Raw genomic sequence first — 18361 nt, 5'->3', positions numbered from 1 at the left:
ATGTTTGGAGCAGGTCCTAGACCTGCTTTTTAAACGTGGAGAGCGGCTGCTTTAGCTTCTGCTTGATACCACACACGCTGTCAATTTGACGTGCGTAGCGGCTTACCGTCGATACGGAAATACCGTAGCGGTCGGCTACTTCCTGATAGGTGACTGAATGATGATGCATCTTGGCTGTCAAATATTCCAGCGCAGCTGCCCACCCCTCAGTATGCTGAACCATCGGAACTTCTGGAGCAAGCCGATCCAAATACTCCAGCCAAAGTGATCTCAAATCATGCTGCATAGCCGGATCGGATGACTTGTTCGTGACGGTCAGTACTTTATCGAGCACGGCCTGCCATTGTGGATCAACTGGCGAAGCAGAGCTATCACCTTCAGTTGCATATGGAGCCTTTTCAGCCTCCAACCGCTCAGGATGCTCTGTATCCGTAGGTGTATTCTGCTCATTCCGCTCTGCCAGCTCTTGCAATACTTGCAAAGCACGGCGTTTGAGTTCACTATCCTGATCCGGATCTTCTACAAAGGACTCCAGTGCCTGGCGAACCTCATCGTCACCAATCAGGCTTAACGCCTGAATGACCTGAAGCTGAGTCGCCCGGTCTCCGTGGCGCAAGGCCCAGAAGAAAGATGATCGGATTAGCGGATCCTTCTTCATACTGTCCGGTACCTGCTCAGCGCCAAACTTCTCCCACATGCGGAATTGCTCCTCAAACGGGAGATGATAATGATAGCTGAGCACTTGCAGCGGTGTACCTTCCTGCTGAAGCTCTTCTAATCTGGACAGGAAAAATCTCGGAACCTCCGAAGAGGCATCCTGCTTTTGCAAATGACTCCATAACCGCCGAGCTTCCGCATATCTTCCCGTATTACTGGCAGCTACCGCCGTGTAATGGTACAAAGAGGCGTCCGCTTTGTTCTCTCCACCGCCATGAAGCAATCTACGGAAATGTCTGTAGGCCTCCTCATGGCGTCCGAGAATCCCCATAGTAGTCGCCAGCTTGAATACCTGCTCCTCCTGAAACGGTATTGTGACCGCCAAGGTTTGAACCAGACGATCCAACTCCGGACCGCCGCCCTCGTGCTGATAAAAAATCGCCAAGTTGCACAATGCGTGTAAATTACCCGGCTCATCCTCCAACACTTGAATAATGGTAGCCTTAGCATTTTGGAACAATCCCATGTAGTAATACGCTAGCGCCAGATTATTCCGCGCAGCGAACATGTCGGGTTGCTCCTCAGAAATTTGCTTAAGCAGTTGGGCTGCCTGAGCAAACTTTCCTTCCTCCAGCAGAACACGGGCCTGATCATGCTCGACCACTCCCTGCCGGGCCTTAATACGGTTCAGCTTCGTTGGACGGTCCAGCTCATAATAGAGCAGCTCCATCATTTCCTCGGCTTCATCAAGAAACTGGCCTTCTTCGTCCTCCTCCAGGTACGTGACCAATGCTTTTTCCGCTTCTTCAAACTGCTCCATATTAGCGTAATTATTCGCCATATAGAAATAACATTCTGTCATTGACGAGTCTACGTCACTCAGAACAGAGGATAGGATCTCATTTGAACCTGCATAATCCCCCATCTCTGATAATATACCCGCCATATTGCAATGATTCACCGGATTATCCGGTTCATATTCAACGGCTTTGCGAAAATATTTCAATGCCTTGTCATAATGATTGCGATCAAGCGAGCGCACAGCTTTCTCAAAAAAGAAAGATGCGTCGAAACGCAAAGCAATAATCTTAGGGCTAGGTTCCGAAACTCGCAGATGTTTCCCTTTCATAAATAACCAAGGCACCTCCTTTAAAAGTAACTGACATGTTCATACCCTTCAGTATACCACAACTTCAAAACGACTTGACAGTCGATCCTGCCTTATTCCAAAAAACGGTTTCGTGCTCGTACCCCGATAGATACATATGCAAAAATACGCTAAATAGCCGAGCGCATTTTCCCTGTGTGAAAGGTGCGTTCGGCTAGTCACTGGATACAACATTTAATATAGTATTATAACGTCAGCGGAACCCGCGAACGTTCACGTTGCTCAAATACAGCAAGCTCGCGATAGCCAACCTCATATAAAAGCGCGCGCGCCTTCTCCAGGTGCTCAGCCAGCTTTGCCGGATCATGGGCATCCGAGCCGATGGTTAAAGGGATACCTAGCGTAAAAGCCTCCTCCAGCATGCGACGGCTCGGGAACATTTCAGCACAGGGTTTGGAAAGCCCTGAGGCATTCAGTTCCATAGCCCGACCGCTGCGGGCTACGGCTGAGAGTGCGGAGCGCTCCAATTCACGCAACTCCTCCTCTTCCTCTGGCTTCGGATGATAGCCGAAGCGCTTAATGACATCCAAATGACCCATGATGTCATACAAACCGGTCGCAGCTGCCTTGGAAACCGCGTCATAATACGAGCGGTACACCTCCAGCACATTTTTACCTTCCCAATGGTGTACCTGACGGAAGTCGGTGACATCCCATTCACCGAGAAAATGAACGGAACCAATTACATAATCCCATGGGTATGCATGGATGATACTTTCGATTTCACGTTCCCATCCCTCGATGTAGTCGCCTTCCAAACCAACACGAATATCAATTTGCCCTTTATAGCGCTCCTTTAGATCCAAGCATTCTTCCACGTAACGGGGCAGCTCATCCATAGGCATCGCCATCTCTGGATAATAGTTGGCCGGTTCTACATGCAGCAGCGGCATATGATCGGACAGACCCAGCTGATCCAGCCCCAGTCGAATCCCCTGCTGTACATACTCCTCCAGGCTTCCTATCGCATGCCCGCAGCGGGAATGATGCGTATGATAGTCAATTTTCATGCGGCCCTCCCCTTTCATACAATGCAGCACATGTCCTAATCACGACGAGGGCGTTCATGACGGCGATTCAGCTCAGCCAGCACGTCATCGAGTGGTAGCTTGCGCTCCTGCAACAGCACCAACAGGTGATAAATCAAGTCGCTGACCTCCAGGCGCAACTCCTCATTATCTTTATTTTTGGCTGCAATGATGGTCTCGGAGGCTTCTTCGCCAACCTTTTTCAGGATTTTGTCTACACCTTTGTCAAAGAGATAAGTCGTATAGGCTCCTTCAGGACGTGTCTCCTCGCGTTCCTTAATAATTGCCTCCAATTGGGCAAGCACCTCAAAACGACCTTCTGAAACACTGGAAATCGCATCGGTACGATTTGTCAACTGAGCTCCTGCATTTCCTACCGCAGGTGTTACGGCTGTTCCTGGCGCGGAAATATCACGAGAAAAGCAACTCGTTGCGCCTGTATGACAGGCAGGACCGCTTGGAATGACACGCACCAATAGAGCGTCGCCGTCACAATCCAGCTGGATGGAAGAGATCTTTTGCGTATTCCCAGAAGTTGCCCCCTTGTGCCACAGCTCCTGTCTGGAACGTGACCAGAACCAGGTCTCTCCTGACTCCAAAGACAGCTTCAGCGACTCGCGGTTCATATAAGCCAGCGTCAACACCTGAAGCGTAGCATCATCCTGCACAATCGCCGAGACCAGCCCTGCCTCATTCCAGCGGACATTATCCAATATCTGCTCCAGAGATAGCTGTTGGTTCAATTCACTGCTCATCGTATCTCCACTCCTCTGCGCTTCAAATCCCGTTTCAGCTCAGGGATTCCGATTTCTTTATAGTGAAAAATCGTTGCTGCTAATCCAGCATCCGCCTTGCCTGACGTAAACACGTCATAGAAATGCTCCTGTTTGCCTGCACCGCCGGAAGCAATCACTGGAATCCCTACGGTATCCGAAACCGCGGAAGTCAGCGGCAGGTCAAAGCCATCCTTGGTTCCGTCTGCATTCATGCTGGTCAGCAGAATCTCACCGGCCCCCAGCCGCTCTGCTTCCTTAGCCCAGGCCAAGGCTCGAATACCCGATGGCGTGCGGCCTCCGTGCGTGTATACTTCCCATTCGCCCCACGCCTCATTGTACTTGGCATCGATGGCAACAACGATACATTGTGAACCAAAGCTGCGCGCACCTTCCGCAATCAGCTGCGGGTTACGAACAGCCGCCGTATTTACGCCGATTTTATCAGCGCCAGCACGCAAGATGCGTTTCATATCGTCGACATGGGATATCCCGCCACCTACGGTAAAAGGAATGGCGATTTCCCCGGCTGTCTGGCGAACTACTTCTTCCATTGTGGCACGGCCTTCAACCGAAGCGGAAATATCCAAAAATACGATTTCGTCCGCCCCTTCCCGGTCATAAAGCGCAGCCAGTTCCACCGGATCACCCGCATCGCGTAAGTTCACAAAATTAACGCCCTTAACCACCCTGCCATCCTTTACATCCAGGCAGGGAATAATACGTTTAGCCAGCATGCCTACTCCCCCTATGCCTTTGCTACAGCTTGTACGGCAACCTGTAAATCAATGCTCCCTGTATACAATGCTTTACCCACAATAGCACCACCTACGCCTTCGTTCGCATAGGTGCTCAGTGTGATTAGATCATCCATCTTGCTGACACCACCGGATGCAATCACGGTTCGGCCACTGCTTTTGGCAAGCGCTGCGATCGCCTCCACATTCGGACCCTGCATCATACCGTCGCGGGAGATATCTGTGAAAATAAATGTCTCCGCTCCCTTGGAGGCCAGCTCAGCAGCTAACTCATCTGCTCGGACCTCCGAGGTTTCGAGCCATCCTCGTGTGGCCACATAGCCATTCCGCGCATCCAGACCGATGGCGATCCGATCACCGTAGGTACCCAATACCGCTTCCGTAAAAGCACGATCCTCAATAGCTGCCGTACCCAAAATCACCCGGCTCACGCCCAGCGACAACAGCCGCTCCACATGCTCGCGCGTACGTAACCCGCCGCCCACTTGCACGGGCACTTGTACAGCAGAAGCGATCCGTCCAATAAGCGCATCGTTCACGGGTTGGCCTGCTTTGGCACCATCCAAATCAACTAAATGAATGTAGGAGCCGCCCAAACGCTCCCATTCTCGTGCTACTTCCACCGGATTTTCGTTGTATATCGTCTCCTGGTTATAATCTCCTTGCACCAGTCGTACACATTTGCCATCGCGAATATCAATCGCCGGGTATATCGTGAACAATGTATGACCTCCTTATGAGCTAATCAACAGCTATATATCCTGGTACCCATCAACGCCCAAAATTAGGCTTATCAACAACTTACGCTCAAGTAGTTATGCCTGCTTTTCAGCTTCCGCCAATTCCAAAAACCGACGAAGTAGACGCATTCCCATTTCTCCGCTCTTCTCCGGATGGAACTGCATGCCGTATACCTGTCCTCTGCCTACGATAGCAGTTACAGGTCCGCCATAGTCGGTTACTGCCAACAGGTCACTTTCGATCTCCGGCTTTGCATAATAGGAATGCACAAAATACACATGCCCTTCCTCCAAACCCTGCAATAACGGGTGCTCTGGCTGGGTGATACGCAGACGATTCCAGCCCATATGCGGCACTTTAACGCCCAGATCAGGAGCAAACCGAACGACCTCGCCTGGTAAAATATCAAGCCCTTCGTGACTGCCGTATTCTTCACCACGAGTGAACAATAGCTGCATTCCCAAACAAACACCGAGCAGCGGTTGTCCAGCACCTGCAACTTCCTGAATCACCCGATCTAATCCGCTGGAACGCAGATGCTCCATCGCATCCCCAAAGGCCCCTACACCCGGCAAAATCACACCGCTGGAGGCACGAATCACTTGAGCGTCTCCTGTCACTACAGCCTCATAACCAAGGCGCCCAACCGCCTTGCTCACACTATGCAGATTTCCTCTGCCGTAATCCACAATGGCAATGGACATGGACTACAGCACTCCCTTCGTTGAAGGCACTCCTGTCACTCGTGGATCAATGGAGGTCGCCTCATCCAATGCACGGCCCAAGGCTTTGAACACCGCTTCAATCATGTGGTGGGTATTTTGCCCGTAATGCACAATGACGTGTAGCGTCATACGCGCCTCCAGCGCAAATTTCCATAGAAATTCATGCACCAGCTCTGTCGAGAAGCTGCCTACCTGCTGAGACGGATACTCTGCACGATACTCAAAGTGAGGTCGGTTACTCAGATCAATAACAACCTGCGCGAGCGCCTCATCCATCGGTACAAAGACGCTGGCATAGCGCTTGATGCCTTTTTTATCACCCAATGCTTCCAGCAAGGTTTGCCCTAGACAGATCCCAATGTCCTCCACGGTATGGTGATCGTCGATATCCACATCCCCTCTGGCCTGTACGTTCAGATCAAATTGTCCGTGCTTCGTGAACAAATCCAGCATGTGATTCAGAAAAGGAACATCCGTCTCAATCTCTGCTTGCCCTGTACCATCTACTGCAAATGATAGCTGAATATCTGTTTCGTTCGTTTTCCGACTGACACTGCCTGTACGCTCTGCTTTGTTATTTTCGTTTCCCATCGCCATCCACCGCCTTCTTCTCATTGTCCAATCGAACTTGTATCGCCCGTGCGTGGCCTTCCAATCCTTCATGCCGAGCAAGCTGCATAATGGTCTCTCCGTTGCGCAGCAGCGCTTCCTTGCTGTAATAGATCATACTCGACTTCTTGATAAAATCATCAATATCCACTGGCGAGGAAAAGCGCGCCGTTCCATTCGTTGGAATAATATGATTAGGTCCGGCAAAATAATCGCCTACCGGCTCCGAGCTGTACGCCCCCAGAAAAATAGCTCCTGCATTTTCGATCATCCCCAGATGCTCCATCGGCTGCTCTGTCATGATCTCCAAATGCTCTGGCGCAAGCCGGTTGACTATACGGATGCCCTCTTCTAAATTGCTTACGACAATAATGGCTCCATATGCCTCCACCGATGCAGCAGCAATATCTCTGCGCGGCAGCTCCGCCAATTGGCGCTGCACCTCGACTGATACTTCTTCGGCCAGACGTTGCGAAGGCGTAACTAGAATGGCCGAGGCCATTTCGTCATGTTCCGCCTGTGAAAGTAGATCAGCTGCTACATAAGAGGGGTTCGCCGTGTCGTCAGCCAACACGACAATTTCACTCGGTCCCGCAATACTGTCAATATCCACTGCCCCGTATACCTCTCGCTTCGCCAGCGCTACATAGATGTTGCCAGGACCGCAAATTTTATCGACCGGTTCAATACTATGTGTCCCGTATGCAAGAGAGGCAATAGCCTGTGCTCCGCCAACCCTGTACATCTCCGTTACACCAGCCTCTGCTGCAGCTACCAGTGTGTAGGGGTCGATCCCTGCCTTGCCACCTGTCGCCGGGGGCGTCACCATGACGATCTCCGGTACTCCAGCTACTTGAGCTGGAATAACATTCATTAATACCGAGGAAGGATAGGCGGCTTTACCACCCGGAACATACACGCCTACACGTTTCAACGGTCGGATGATTTGACCGAGCAAGCTACCATCTGGCTGTAAATCCATCCACGAATTACGCTTTTGCTTGATATGAAAAGCACGTATATGGTCGGCTGCTTCTCGAATCGCCTGTATAAATGAAGGCTCTACTTTATCATAGGCTGACTTCAATTCTTCATCTGTCACACGAAGCTGCTCGGCTGTCAGCGATACACCATCAAACGTTTTCGTATACCGCAGGACAGCCTTATCCCCCTCTTGGCGTACCGATTGAATAATGGTACGTACAGCCTCATTTTGCTCAGGTGTGCCGTAATCTACTTCTCGTTGGAGACTGAAATCACGGGCTGCTACGATCTTCATTTGCTCATTCCCCCTTACCTGCAGCTTGCTTGCAGAATGCTCTTTAACCGTTGCGCCGTTCCTTTAATCCTTCGGTACTACCTCCGTTGGAATCACCTGATGCAATCGATCACACAATGCCTGAATTGGACCATTTTTCATCCGGTAACTGACCCGGTTGGCAATCAAACGACTGGTAATATCCAGTATGCTGATCTGCTCAACCAATCCGTTCTCCCGCAAGGTCTGACCTGTTTCAACCATATCTACAATGCGGTCTGCCAGACCAATTAACGGCGCCAGCTCGATGGAGCCATTCAGCTTAATGACCTCCACCTGCTGACCTTGCTCGCGAAAATACTGGGAAGCCACATTCGGATATTTGGTAGCGACCCGCTGACGAATACCTGGTTGCCAATCGGGTAAAGCAATCACCGACATCCGGCAACGGGCAATCCCCAGATCCAGCAGCTCATATACATCTTTGTTTTCTTCCAGCAAAACATCCTTGCCCACAATACCGATGTCAGCTGCACCGTATTCTACGTACGTAGGAACATCGACGGGCTTCGCCATAATAAATTCCATCCCCAGCTCAGGCAGTGGAATGACCAGCTTGCGCGTTTCGTCCACATCCAGTGGAATGGGAACTCCTGCCCGGCGAAACAACTCGGAAGCCTGCTTATAAATCCGTCCCTTCGGCATGGCTACCTTCAATGTTTCCGTCATGGCAATTCTCTCCTTTGTACTGGCTGTCTTCCTACGGCTGTATAGCTATATACCTCTGCGTACAAATCCTGCTGCTCACGACGTCGATCTTCTGGCCCTCCTGTGAGTCCTGTCACCACAGTAAAACCCTCTGCACGCAGCTGTGCCGCTGCAGATAATGCCTCCTGTCGTCCCTGCTCGTCATAACGAATAAGTACAGGACGCTTCGTTTCAATTGCGATACCATCCACACCATCGACGATTCGGTTCGTCTTCAATGCGAATCCCGTTGCCGGGACAGAGCGCCCAAACTGCTGAAGCAGATTGTCATAACGACCTCCGTTGCAAACCGGGAACCCGATTTCGGCTGCATAGCCCTCAAAAGTCATTCCTGTATAATATGAAAAATCCCCGATCATGGTAAGATCAATTAGCACATGTTCAGATACGCCGTACGCCTCCAGCACTTCCCACACCTCGCACAGATGAGCAATGGATTGAAGCGTCTTCTGTTCCACACTAAGGCGGGTAGCCTGCTCGCAAATTTCCTTCCCGCCACGCAGCCGAAGGATGGCCTCCAGCTTATCCCGATGCTCAGGGGCCAAACCCAAAGCTTCAATCGCCGTTCGAAAGCCGACTACATCACGACTGAGCAGCAGTTCTTTTAGCGCCTGCTGTTCAGCCTGGCGACCCGGAATGATCTCTTCAAACAATCCATTCAAGAATCCCACATGTCCCATGGCAATTTTAAAAGAGGTAACACCCGCTGCCTGCAATGATGCAATTGCCAATGCAACAACTTCTGCATCAGCCTCAGGTGAATCATCGCCTACCAGCTCCACGCCTGTTTGAAAAAACTCTGCTTCTCTTCCTGCCTCTTCCTCAATCGCTCGAAATACATTGGCGTGATAGGAGAGTCGAAGAGGGACCTCCTCATCCTTAAGCAACGAAGATACCACCCGTGCAATTGGAGCCGTCATATCAGAACGAAGTACCAACGTAGTTCCTCGATTGTTGAGCAATTTAAACAGCTTCCGATCAGAAGTAGAACTAGCTACTCCCACTGTATCGTAGTATTCCATCGTAGGCGTCATAATCTGGCGGTAGCCCCAACGCTCCATGCATGCGAGTACATTCAGTTCAATGGCCCGCAGCTTCAACACTGCTCGTGGGAGATAATCCCGAACCCCTATAGGAATCTCGAATCCTTTTGGCTTAGACATCTCTATCACCTCATGATTTCACGGTATCTTTATCATGGTAAAGTGCTAACAAACTAAAGTATATTCGATATATTATCATGCCCTACTTAGGAACGTCAACCAAACGAAACAGCCCATTTTACAGATTAGACAAGTCGCTGCCCCTCACCATATTTTATCCAATGTAAAATGCATGAATCCTAAAAAAAGACTGTCAGCCTTAAGCCAACAGTCCAAATCAGAACATTTTAACAATTCACCTGCTCATCTTTACTCTGGAACGGAAACTTCGGAATTGTACCCAATCCGATCCATGAACATGGTACATATCGAAAAAACAACGTCACAATCAGCCATGATCCAAGCAGCGCCAACAACCATCCGCCAGCAACAGAAAAGACATATTCTATCGGTGTACCATGCAAATCCAACTTGCGATACACTCGTAATAACGCCGGGTGAAGTAAATAAATACCAAAAGAACATGCTCCCAGCCAACTGATTAACATTCGCAACCTATCACTAGAATGACGATATAATAAAACCGATAACTGAAACAGCACCAGTGCAGATACGAGAGCATAGGCATTATGTAGCAGTTCATAGACCAGCGAATCTGCATATATGGCTTTGCGGTATGCTACAAACCATATTTGTACATACACGATCCCTAGTAATAACCAGGCCACCCACAAGGCCCACCAGCTGATCAATCGACCGCGACCCATTACCGTGCCTGGACTTGGAAAAAGCCACTTTTTAAACCCTTCATATCCAATCGCTACAGCGGCCCCCAAGGCAAAGTAACTGAAATACGTAATCGCAAGGCTTCCTCTCTCCTCTTGCCAAACGTATTTGTTCAGCAGAACGAAACCCCATTGAATGACCAATCCTACCACCAAAATGACAACGGCTACTTTCCGTGGACTCGATATCCATTGACGCAAACGCTGTACTCCCCACAACAACAGTGGAAAGACCAAATAAAATTGGATGATGATGATGACATAATACAAATGCGTATACGCCTTTCCTGTTAGCAGCACCAGTGGAAGATCACCAAGTGGCATCAACCCACGTGCCACCAAGGTCAAATAGTACATAAGAGAAAATAAAATGTATGGCAACACAATAAACATGATTCTTTTTCGAAAAAACAAAAGCATACTCTTTCCACGAAGCGGCCGATCGACATAATTGTAAAATAAAACAAAACCGCTCACAAAAATAAACACAGGCACCGCAAAGCTGCTAAACACATTTAAAAATAAAAAAGGATAAAACAATAAAGAATGACGCGCATCAATCAGTGCCATTGAAGTCGCATGAATAGTAACGACGGCCGCTATCAATATTCCCCGGTAAATATCAAGCTCTGGTATACGTTCTTTTTGGATCAAATCAACACGCTCCCATATCGCCTTGCAAATATATCTATGATCAATTGTTAAACACAACTAACGTGCATTACCCCACTTATTATACAGAAAAACAGCACAAGAAAGACCCCTTAATATATAAGGGGCCTTTCTTAAGGTACTATTTTACTACTCATCCACACCAGAGCGTCTTAAATCACGCAACGGATTACCACCCACAAACGCACCTGCTGGCACGTCTTTATGCACGACCGCTCCGGCTGCTACTATAGCTCTATCACCGATGGTAACCCCCGGCAAAATGGTTGTATTCGCGCCGATCAGCACATGATCCCCGATTACCACCTTACCGATGCGATACTCCTGTATAAGGTATTCATGAGCCAGTATGGTTGTGTTATATCCAATGACCGAATTGTTGCCAATCGTAATATGCTCCGGAAAAAAAACATCTACCATCACCATCAGGCCAAAGGCAGCATGTTTCCCCACCTTCATCCCCAGTATTCTGCGGTAAATAGCATTTTTCAAAGAAAGCACAGGACAATACCGGGCAATCTGTATAAAAATGAAGTTCTTAATGCCTTTCCAAGGGCTCACCGTCCGATAAATTTGCCACAACGCATTGGGACCTTCTACAGGATAGCGGTTCACCTTTCTCACGATACATTGACACCTTGCAGCTCCAGCTTTAGCAGATCCCTCATATCATATAGCATATAGTCTGGCCCATATCCGCGCAGAGTTTCTTCACCCTTGAGCGACCAGGCTACCCCCGCAGATTTCACACCTGCCGCCTGAGCTGACAAAATATCAAAGGAGCTATCTCCAACCATCAACGCATGTTCCGCTTTAGCATTCAGACCTGCCAAGGCCTTGAGTACTGGCTCCGCGTGAGGCTTCGGATGTTTCACATCGTCTACCGTCACAATGTAATCCATAGACGAAGTCAGATCAAACAGGTTAAGTACACGCATCGTGGATGGTCGTATCTTGGTTGTCACAACCCCTAGCTTGATTCCTCGTGCACGCAGTTCCTGAATAACCTCAATGACATGTGGAAATGGCTTCACCATTTGATCATGATGAATTTGATTATAGGCACGGTAGTCTTTAACCAACTCAGATACATCCGTTAATCCCGTGAAAGTACGGAGCTGATCGTCCAGCGTTCCTCCCATATGAGGAATAATATGCTCTCGCGTCAGCGGATCAGCATCTGGATGTTTCAAAATGTGTAGAAATGTGCTGATAATCAGCTCATTCGTATCCATAATGGTACCGTCTAAATCAAACAAAATCGTATTTATCATAGATGCTCCTTCTTATCCTCGTCCGTGTCTTCCTTAGATAGTTTATCCACCGCGGCTGTTGGAGAAACCGCATCCTGCCCAGGACGGGACATCTGCTCTGGCGTCACATCAGGGACCTGATCAATCCCCGTCTTGCTAGAGACAATCGGGTCGCTGTATCTTGCAACGGCCGAGCCCTTCCGACGACGAACCAAGATGAAAATCACGGCAGCTACAATGATGAAAATAGCAAGCAACTGTGAAATCCGTACGTTGCCGTAACTCGGGTCTAAGTATCCTGGTTCAAACCCTAGCCACACCATAGGGGACCACAGAGCATTCAGAAAGGAAGCCAACCAATCCGGTCCCTGAAAAGCCAAGCTGTCTGTCCGCACTCGTTCAATGAAGAAGCGGCCGATCGAGTACCAAATGAAGTAAAATGCAAACAATTCACCCGCACGTACAAATTTCATCCGGCGAATCACAAGCAGTAAAATCACACCTACGATACTCCACAGCGACTCGTACAGGAACGTAGGATGGTGGAATACTCCATTAACATTCATCTGATTCACGATAAAATCCGGCAAATGCAGTTGATTTCGCAAAAAGGTCTCTTCCGTTGGTCCACCATAGGCTTCCTGATTGACAAAATTACCCCAGCGTCCAATCGCTTGACCAATCAATAGACCCGGCGCACAAATATCAGCGATACGCCAGAAGTTATACCCTTTATAGCGGAAATAAATAACCGCACATATAATAGCGCCAATCAAGGCACCATAGATCGCGATACCGCCATTCCAAATTTTAAATACATCCCATAGATTATCCCGATAGTCTTCCCATTTGAAGGCTACATAATAAATACGCGCTCCAATAATGGCCGATGGAACACCCAGAAGCAGCATATCCATAAAAAATTCCTGCGGAATACCGAATCTTTTCCCTTCACGGATGGCGAGATATAAACCCACAAGCGCCGCCAGCCCCAAAATAAGCCCATACCAATGGACCTTAATTGCCCCGATTGAAAAAGCGATCGGATTCAGCAGTAATGTTGCCGTTGACATATGTTTCTCTCACTCCTTGTTCTTCCTTACAACCGAACGAAGCTTAATCCATCTCTTCCATATCTTCGGATATCGTAGCCGTCAGCTTATTGGTAAATTGCAGAGCTGCATTAACACCCATTTGTTTCAAGCGATAGTTCATGGCTGCCACCTCGATAATAACAGCCAGATTTCGGCCCGGACGAACTGGAATTGTAACGAGCGGAACATCTGTATCAATAATGCGTGTGGTTTCTTCATCGAGACCGAGACGGTCATACTGCTTGTCCTGTTGCCATGCCTCCAGACGGACAACCAATGTAATTCGCTTATTATTACGAACTGCACCAGCACCAAACAGCGTCATCACATTAATAATACCTACACCACGAATTTCAAGCAGGTGACGGATTAGTTCAGGTGCTGTTCCATGCAGCTGAAAGTCGGACGTCTGCCGAATTTCTACCGCGTCATCTGCTACCAAGCGATGCCCACGTTTAACGAGCTCCAGTGCTGTTTCACTCTTACCAATTCCACTACTGCCTGTGATCAGCATCCCCACGCCATACACGTCACATAACACACCATGAATAGTTGCCGTAGGTGCCAGCTTTCTTTCCAGAAAACCTGTGATACGACTCGATAAAATGGTCGTCGCCATATTGGTTCGCAATACAGGAATATCTCGCTCTGTACTTGCCTCCACTAACTCAGTCGGCACCTCAAGACCACGTGTGACAATAATACATGGAGTCAGCTCTGTACACAAACGCTCCATCCGATCCCGTCGCTCCTCAGGAGGCAGCATCCCCAGAAAAGCCAACTCAGACCTTCCCAAAAGCTGTACCCGCTCCTGTGTATGATATTCAAAATACCCGGCCATCTCCAGGCCTGGGCGATTCAAATCGTCCACGGTGATCAGTCTGCGCAGACCCTTTTCACCGGAAATAACCTCCATTTGAAACTGCTGTACAAGCTCGGATACCTTTACCTGTTTAGCCATTGTATTCTCCCCTTCATCTGCAAAGCCGGATTCTATACGCCATTTGATTTATGTAGCATTATTCTATTAACCATACAACCCCACGTAGTCTATCCTACGCGAGCCCACACTTCACTTGATTTAACAATAGGATTCCAGGCTACCCCTTTTTGACAGTCGGATGACCTTATGATTCCTCCAATGACGCTTATCTGAAACCAGACCTGCACCATTGTACACTCATCGTATCGGAATTTTCCATTGAATGCAATGCCGAAGCAAGTAGCTGTATTCGATATACAAAAGAGTCGCAGTTCTCCGCTTGGGAAAACTGCGACTCTCTTCCAGAGGCTGATCTTATTCGCCAACCAGAATGCTCAATTCCGATTCCTTATCAAAAATATGAACTTTGTTCATATCAACAGCCAACTTCGCTTTGACACCATCACGAGTATTGGAACGTCCGTCTACACGGGCAATAATCGTGTCGTTTCCGGCTCCGCTCAGGTACAACAGCATTTCATGACCGAGGTTTTCCGTTACATCCACAGTGGATGTAAAGATCGTGTTCGGAGAAGCCTCCAAGAATACAGGCTCTTCATGAATATCCTCAGGACGGATGCCCAAGATCACTTCTTTGCCAATGTAGCCTTTCGCTTTCAAAATCTGTCCCTTACCTTCAGGTACAAACAGATCCAGGCCTGGTGCTGTGAAATGCAATGCACCTTCTTTTTCAACCAGCTTACCTGAGATAAAGTTCATCGTAGGAGAGCCGATAAAACCAGCTACGAACAGGTTCACCGGGCGGTTGTACAGTTCATCCGGAGATGCCGCTTGTTGAATGATACCATCCTTCATAACTACAATCCGGTCACCCATCGTCATGGCCTCAACCTGATCATGTGTTACATAGATAACGGTCGTTTCCAAACGCTTAGCCAGCTTCGTGATCTCCGCACGCATCTGACCACGCAGCTTAGCATCCAAGTTGGACAGCGGCTCATCCATCAAGAAGACTTGTGGGTCACGCACAATCGCACGTCCCAAGGCAACACGCTGACGTTGACCACCTGATAACGCTTTCGGCTTGCGATCCAGCAGATGCTCAATATCAAGGATTTTAGCCGCTTCACGTACGCGTTTATCAATTTCTTCCTTCTTAACTTTGCGGAGCTTCAAACCAAAAGCCATGTTTTGGTATACATTCATGTGCGGATACAAGGCATAGGATTGGAATACCATCGCGATATCGCGGTCTTTTGGAGCCACATCGTTCACAACACGATCACCAATGTACAATTTACCGTCTGAAATTTCCTCCAGACCAGCGATCATACGAAGCGTAGTGGACTTCCCACAACCGGAAGGACCAACCAATACGAGAAATTCTTTATCTTGAATGTCCAAATTGACATCAACAACCGTAGCTTTTTCTGCACCCGGATATTTCTTGAAAATATGCTCTAAACGTACGCCAGCCATAGCTTTTGCCTCCCCAAGATCAAGTTTTGAAATCGAATACATTTTCTACTTGTATCTTACCCTAGTCCCCAAAGCATGGCTATTCGCAAACTGCACAAAAATGCTATTTCCTTTTTGTCACTTTGTACAATAACAGATATAGTTTGATTAAAACCGCATCATTAAACGTCCGCACATCCAATCCGGTCTCCTGTTTAATCTTGTCCAAACGGTAAATCAACGTATTTCGGTGAACATATAGACGCTTAGCTGTCTCACTCACATTACAATCGAGTTGAAAAAAGATATCCAAAGTAGCCATTGTTTCGGAGTCTTCCAGTATGACAGATGATTTCATTACCTGCTCCAAAAATAGCTCACGTTGTTCCTTGGGAATACGATTTAACAGTCTCTCCAAATGCAGCTCCCATGAAAGGTGGATGTGCTCTGTTACATGAAAAATTTTACCAAGACGGATCGTCTCCCATAATAAATTCAACTCGTTGGGAAAACTTTGCAAAGGGATGGAGGGCTTAGAAATCGCCAAATGAAATACACCGACCCATTCATTCGCGATAAGCTCATATAATCCCAAGCTAAAAGCCGTAAGAACCTCCTCCAGCGGTTCCACAAAGTCTGCATCCCTGGACTCAGGATCTTTATCCCGTTCATCGTCTGATCCTAATAAAAGCTCTTTTTTAGCTAGAATCAGCCAAGATTGTTCGTCTAATGGAGTAAGCAGCACATCTCCTCCAAAATAGCTCGCTAACAATCGATGAAGCTGGGGATACGTAATAGCTCCATCCTGAGTTCCCTCGCCATTTAGCAAAAACGGCACCATACACGCTGATAGTGAATCACAAAGCTCCAGCTCAGCAGGAACCTCTTCTTCACTGTTTAGGTTGGCAGCCTGCTGTATGAGCCATTGTCCAAAACGATTCATCCGCTCTTCCTCGCTATAAGCCGGGGTGATCGACAATTGTGGACCATTCTGCCAGACTTGCTCCATGTTCCCAAGCAGCGCTTCGATCAACTTCCGTTCTCGATCCGTCAAATATCTGGCCTCTACCGCAAAAGCAGCCAGTACACCTGCTGATGCACGAAACGGAAAATACAATTTATTGTCACTGACAAACGATCTATCCGGCATAACTGAATCGGCTGTTTCTCCTTCTGCCATCATTTCTGGGCACCAAGGTACTATGGTAAAAGGCGCTTGAATTATATTCTGAAGCTGTTGCTGAATCCATTCTGTATTCAAAGTCACGCGATCACCACTTCACTTTTTTTTAGAATATAGTTAACACCAAGCGAACATAATGAACTCATTATAACCTGTCGATACCTTAAAATAAAAAGCCATATAAAAACATAACTAAAAACAATACAAAAAAGCCATCAACTATAAGTTGATGACTTCTGATGAGCCATGAAGGACTCGAACCTTCGACACCCTGATTAAAAGTCAGGTGCTCTACCAACTGAGCTAATGGCTCGTAAAACTGGTGGAGGATGATGGATTCGAACCACCGAACCCGTAAGGGAGCAGATTTACAGTCTGATGCGTTTGGCCACTTCGCTAATCCTCCATATAAAGGTGGCTCGGGACGGAATCGAACCGCCGACACGAGGATTTTCAGTCCTCTGCTCTACCGACTGAGCTACCGAGCCATATCCATTAACAAAAAAATAAAGTGCGGAGGGATACCCCTTCCCACTTTAGTACGGCAAAATACTAAATTGAAAAATGGCGGAACTGACGGGATTCGAACCCGCGATCTCCTGCGTGACAGGCAGGCATGTTAGGCCTCTACACCACAGTTCCCTATATTTTTCAAAAAAATGGTGCCGGCGAGAGGACTTGAACCCCCAACCTACTGATTACAAGTCAGTTGCTCTACCAGTTGAGCTACACCGGCACGATGGTGGAGGCTGAGGGGATCGAACCCCCGACCCTCTGCTTGTAAGGCAGATGCTCTCCCAGCTGAGCTAAGCCTCCTGGGTATGTATGGTAGCGGCGGAGGGGATCGAACCCCCGACCTCACGGGTATGAACCGTACGCTCTAGCCAGCTGAGCTACACCGCCATAACATAATAATTTACTAGCTTGTCCTAAATGGCGGAGAGAGAGGGATTCGAACCCTCGCACCACTTACGCAGTCTAACCCCTTAGCAGAGGGTCCCCTTATAGCCACTTGGGTATCTCTCCAAATAAACGGACTCGCTTAGCAGTATTCTACAAGATATTCAAATTATCAACAAAGTAAATTTAAATATCAAGCATAATTCCAAGGTGTTACACCCTGAAAACTGGATCCGAAACTTCCTTGCGTCTTATCTTAGGATAAGCCCTCGACCGATTAGTATTGGTCAGCTCCATGCATTACTGCACTTCCACCCCCAACCTATCTACCTCGTCGTCTTCAAGGGGTCTTACTAATTGGGAAATCTCATCTTGAGGGGGGCTTCACGCTTAGATGCTTTCAGCGCTTATCCCTTCCGTACATAGCTACCCAGCGGTGCTCCTGGCGGAACAACTGGTACACCAGCGGTACGTCCATCCCGGTC

Annotated in this window: 17 protein-coding genes, 8 tRNA genes and 1 other annotated feature (1 of these 26 cut by a window edge); all 25 genes read right to left on the bottom strand. The window is 48.3% G+C overall.

Features of this window, described 5'->3' with window-relative positions; genetic code table 11:
• Positions 1–16: 16 nt before the first annotated feature.
• The 25 genes from ACQQ6X_RS23200 to ACQQ6X_RS23080 all read right to left on the bottom strand — a co-directional run bounded on the left by ACQQ6X_RS23200 (position 17) and on the right by ACQQ6X_RS23080 (position 18002).
• Complete coding sequence (locus tag ACQQ6X_RS23200) at positions 17–1786, bottom strand: tetratricopeptide repeat protein (RefSeq protein ID WP_305167230.1); 1770 nt, start codon at positions 1784–1786, stop codon at positions 17–19.
• Positions 1787–2010: 224 nt separating this feature from the next.
• The gene (gene hisJ / locus ACQQ6X_RS23195; protein WP_305167229.1) at positions 2011–2835 is read right to left on the bottom strand and encodes a histidinol-phosphatase HisJ; all 825 of its coding nucleotides are present in this window, start codon (positions 2833–2835) and stop codon (positions 2011–2013) included.
• Between the two features lie 35 nt (positions 2836–2870).
• Positions 2871–3608, bottom strand: coding sequence for a bifunctional phosphoribosyl-AMP cyclohydrolase/phosphoribosyl-ATP diphosphatase HisIE (gene hisIE / locus ACQQ6X_RS23190; RefSeq protein ID WP_064797359.1), 738 nt, complete (start codon positions 3606–3608; stop codon positions 2871–2873).
• The gene (gene hisF / locus ACQQ6X_RS23185; RefSeq protein ID WP_149034997.1) at positions 3605–4363 is read right to left on the bottom strand and encodes an imidazole glycerol phosphate synthase subunit HisF; all 759 of its coding nucleotides are present in this window, start codon (positions 4361–4363) and stop codon (positions 3605–3607) included. Before hisF ends, hisIE begins: the two co-directional genes overlap by 4 nt.
• 11 nt (positions 4364–4374) lie before the next feature.
• Positions 4375–5106: a 1-(5-phosphoribosyl)-5-[(5-phosphoribosylamino)methylideneamino]imidazole-4-carboxamide isomerase gene (gene hisA, locus ACQQ6X_RS23180; protein ID WP_064797361.1), complete on the bottom strand. Its 732-nt coding sequence runs from the start codon at positions 5104–5106 to the stop codon at positions 4375–4377.
• A 93-nt stretch (positions 5107–5199) separates the two neighbouring features.
• Positions 5200–5829, bottom strand: coding sequence for an imidazole glycerol phosphate synthase subunit HisH (gene hisH / locus ACQQ6X_RS23175; protein ID WP_305167228.1), 630 nt, complete (start codon positions 5827–5829; stop codon positions 5200–5202).
• A gap of 3 nt (positions 5830–5832) precedes the next feature.
• A complete protein-coding gene (gene hisB / locus ACQQ6X_RS23170; RefSeq protein WP_013368799.1) occupies positions 5833–6441 on the bottom strand; it encodes an imidazoleglycerol-phosphate dehydratase HisB in 609 nt (202 codons plus the stop codon).
• The gene (gene hisD / locus ACQQ6X_RS23165; protein ID WP_305167227.1) at positions 6425–7738 is read right to left on the bottom strand and encodes a histidinol dehydrogenase; all 1314 of its coding nucleotides are present in this window, start codon (positions 7736–7738) and stop codon (positions 6425–6427) included. The genes hisB and hisD overlap by 17 nt, the downstream gene beginning before the upstream one ends.
• A gap of 63 nt (positions 7739–7801) precedes the next feature.
• Positions 7802–8446 (bottom strand): ATP phosphoribosyltransferase, encoded by a 645-nt coding sequence (hisG, locus tag ACQQ6X_RS23160; protein ID WP_305167226.1) that lies wholly within the window; start codon positions 8444–8446, stop codon positions 7802–7804.
• Positions 8443–9648 (bottom strand): ATP phosphoribosyltransferase regulatory subunit, encoded by a 1206-nt coding sequence (locus ACQQ6X_RS23155; RefSeq protein ID WP_305167225.1) that lies wholly within the window; start codon positions 9646–9648, stop codon positions 8443–8445. Before ACQQ6X_RS23155 ends, hisG begins: the two co-directional genes overlap by 4 nt.
• A 227-nt stretch (positions 9649–9875) precedes the next feature.
• Positions 9876–11027 carry an acyltransferase gene (locus ACQQ6X_RS23150; RefSeq protein ID WP_305167224.1) on the bottom strand — a complete coding sequence of 384 codons (1152 nt, stop codon included), beginning with the start codon at positions 11025–11027 and terminating at the stop codon, positions 9876–9878.
• A 147-nt stretch (positions 11028–11174) separates the two neighbouring features.
• Positions 11175–11669 (bottom strand): acyltransferase, encoded by a 495-nt coding sequence (locus ACQQ6X_RS23145; RefSeq protein ID WP_305167223.1) that lies wholly within the window; start codon positions 11667–11669, stop codon positions 11175–11177.
• On the bottom strand, positions 11666–12319 hold the full coding sequence (gene ppaX, locus ACQQ6X_RS23140; protein WP_305167222.1) for a pyrophosphatase PpaX: 654 nt from the start codon (positions 12317–12319) through the stop codon (positions 11666–11668). Before ppaX ends, ACQQ6X_RS23145 begins: the two co-directional genes overlap by 4 nt.
• Positions 12316–13371, bottom strand: coding sequence for a prolipoprotein diacylglyceryl transferase (lgt, locus tag ACQQ6X_RS23135; RefSeq protein ID WP_305167221.1), 1056 nt, complete (start codon positions 13369–13371; stop codon positions 12316–12318). The genes ppaX and lgt overlap by 4 nt, the downstream gene beginning before the upstream one ends.
• Positions 13372–13414: 43 nt before the next feature.
• Positions 13415–14353 (bottom strand): HPr(Ser) kinase/phosphatase, encoded by a 939-nt coding sequence (gene hprK / locus ACQQ6X_RS23130; protein WP_063212498.1) that lies wholly within the window; start codon positions 14351–14353, stop codon positions 13415–13417.
• A gap of 336 nt (positions 14354–14689) precedes the next feature.
• A complete protein-coding gene (locus ACQQ6X_RS23125; protein WP_019685783.1) occupies positions 14690–15814 on the bottom strand; it encodes an ABC transporter ATP-binding protein in 1125 nt (374 codons plus the stop codon).
• 103 nt (positions 15815–15917) lie between these two features.
• On the bottom strand, positions 15918–17060 hold the full coding sequence (locus ACQQ6X_RS23120; protein WP_305167220.1) for a PucR family transcriptional regulator: 1143 nt from the start codon (positions 17058–17060) through the stop codon (positions 15918–15920).
• 156 nt (positions 17061–17216) lie between these two features.
• Positions 17217–17289 (bottom strand) — tRNA-Lys (locus tag ACQQ6X_RS23115).
• A gap of 7 nt (positions 17290–17296) precedes the next feature.
• A tRNA-Tyr gene (locus tag ACQQ6X_RS23110) sits at positions 17297–17382 on the bottom strand.
• A 9-nt stretch (positions 17383–17391) separates the two neighbouring features.
• A tRNA-Phe gene (locus ACQQ6X_RS23105) sits at positions 17392–17464 on the bottom strand.
• Positions 17465–17541: 77 nt separating this feature from the next.
• A tRNA-Asp gene (locus ACQQ6X_RS23100) sits at positions 17542–17618 on the bottom strand.
• Between the two features lie 18 nt (positions 17619–17636).
• Positions 17637–17712 (bottom strand) — tRNA-Thr (locus tag ACQQ6X_RS23095).
• A gap of 4 nt (positions 17713–17716) precedes the next feature.
• Positions 17717–17792 (bottom strand) — tRNA-Val (locus tag ACQQ6X_RS23090).
• Between the two features lie 10 nt (positions 17793–17802).
• Positions 17803–17879: transfer RNA gene (locus tag ACQQ6X_RS23085), tRNA-Met, on the bottom strand.
• Between the two features lie 31 nt (positions 17880–17910).
• Positions 17911–18002, bottom strand: a tRNA-Ser gene (locus ACQQ6X_RS23080).
• Positions 18003–18145: 143 nt separating this feature from the next.
• Positions 18146–18361: a sequence feature (23S ribosomal RNA rRNA prediction is too short), on the bottom strand; it runs 27 nt beyond the window's last position.

Source organism: Paenibacillus ottowii, from assembly GCF_050516475.1.
GTDB classification, from domain to species: domain Bacteria; phylum Bacillota; class Bacilli; order Paenibacillales; family Paenibacillaceae; genus Paenibacillus; species Paenibacillus ottowii.
The sequence above is the reverse complement of the archived record's forward strand: the minus strand, read 5'-3'. Positions and strand labels throughout refer to the sequence as shown.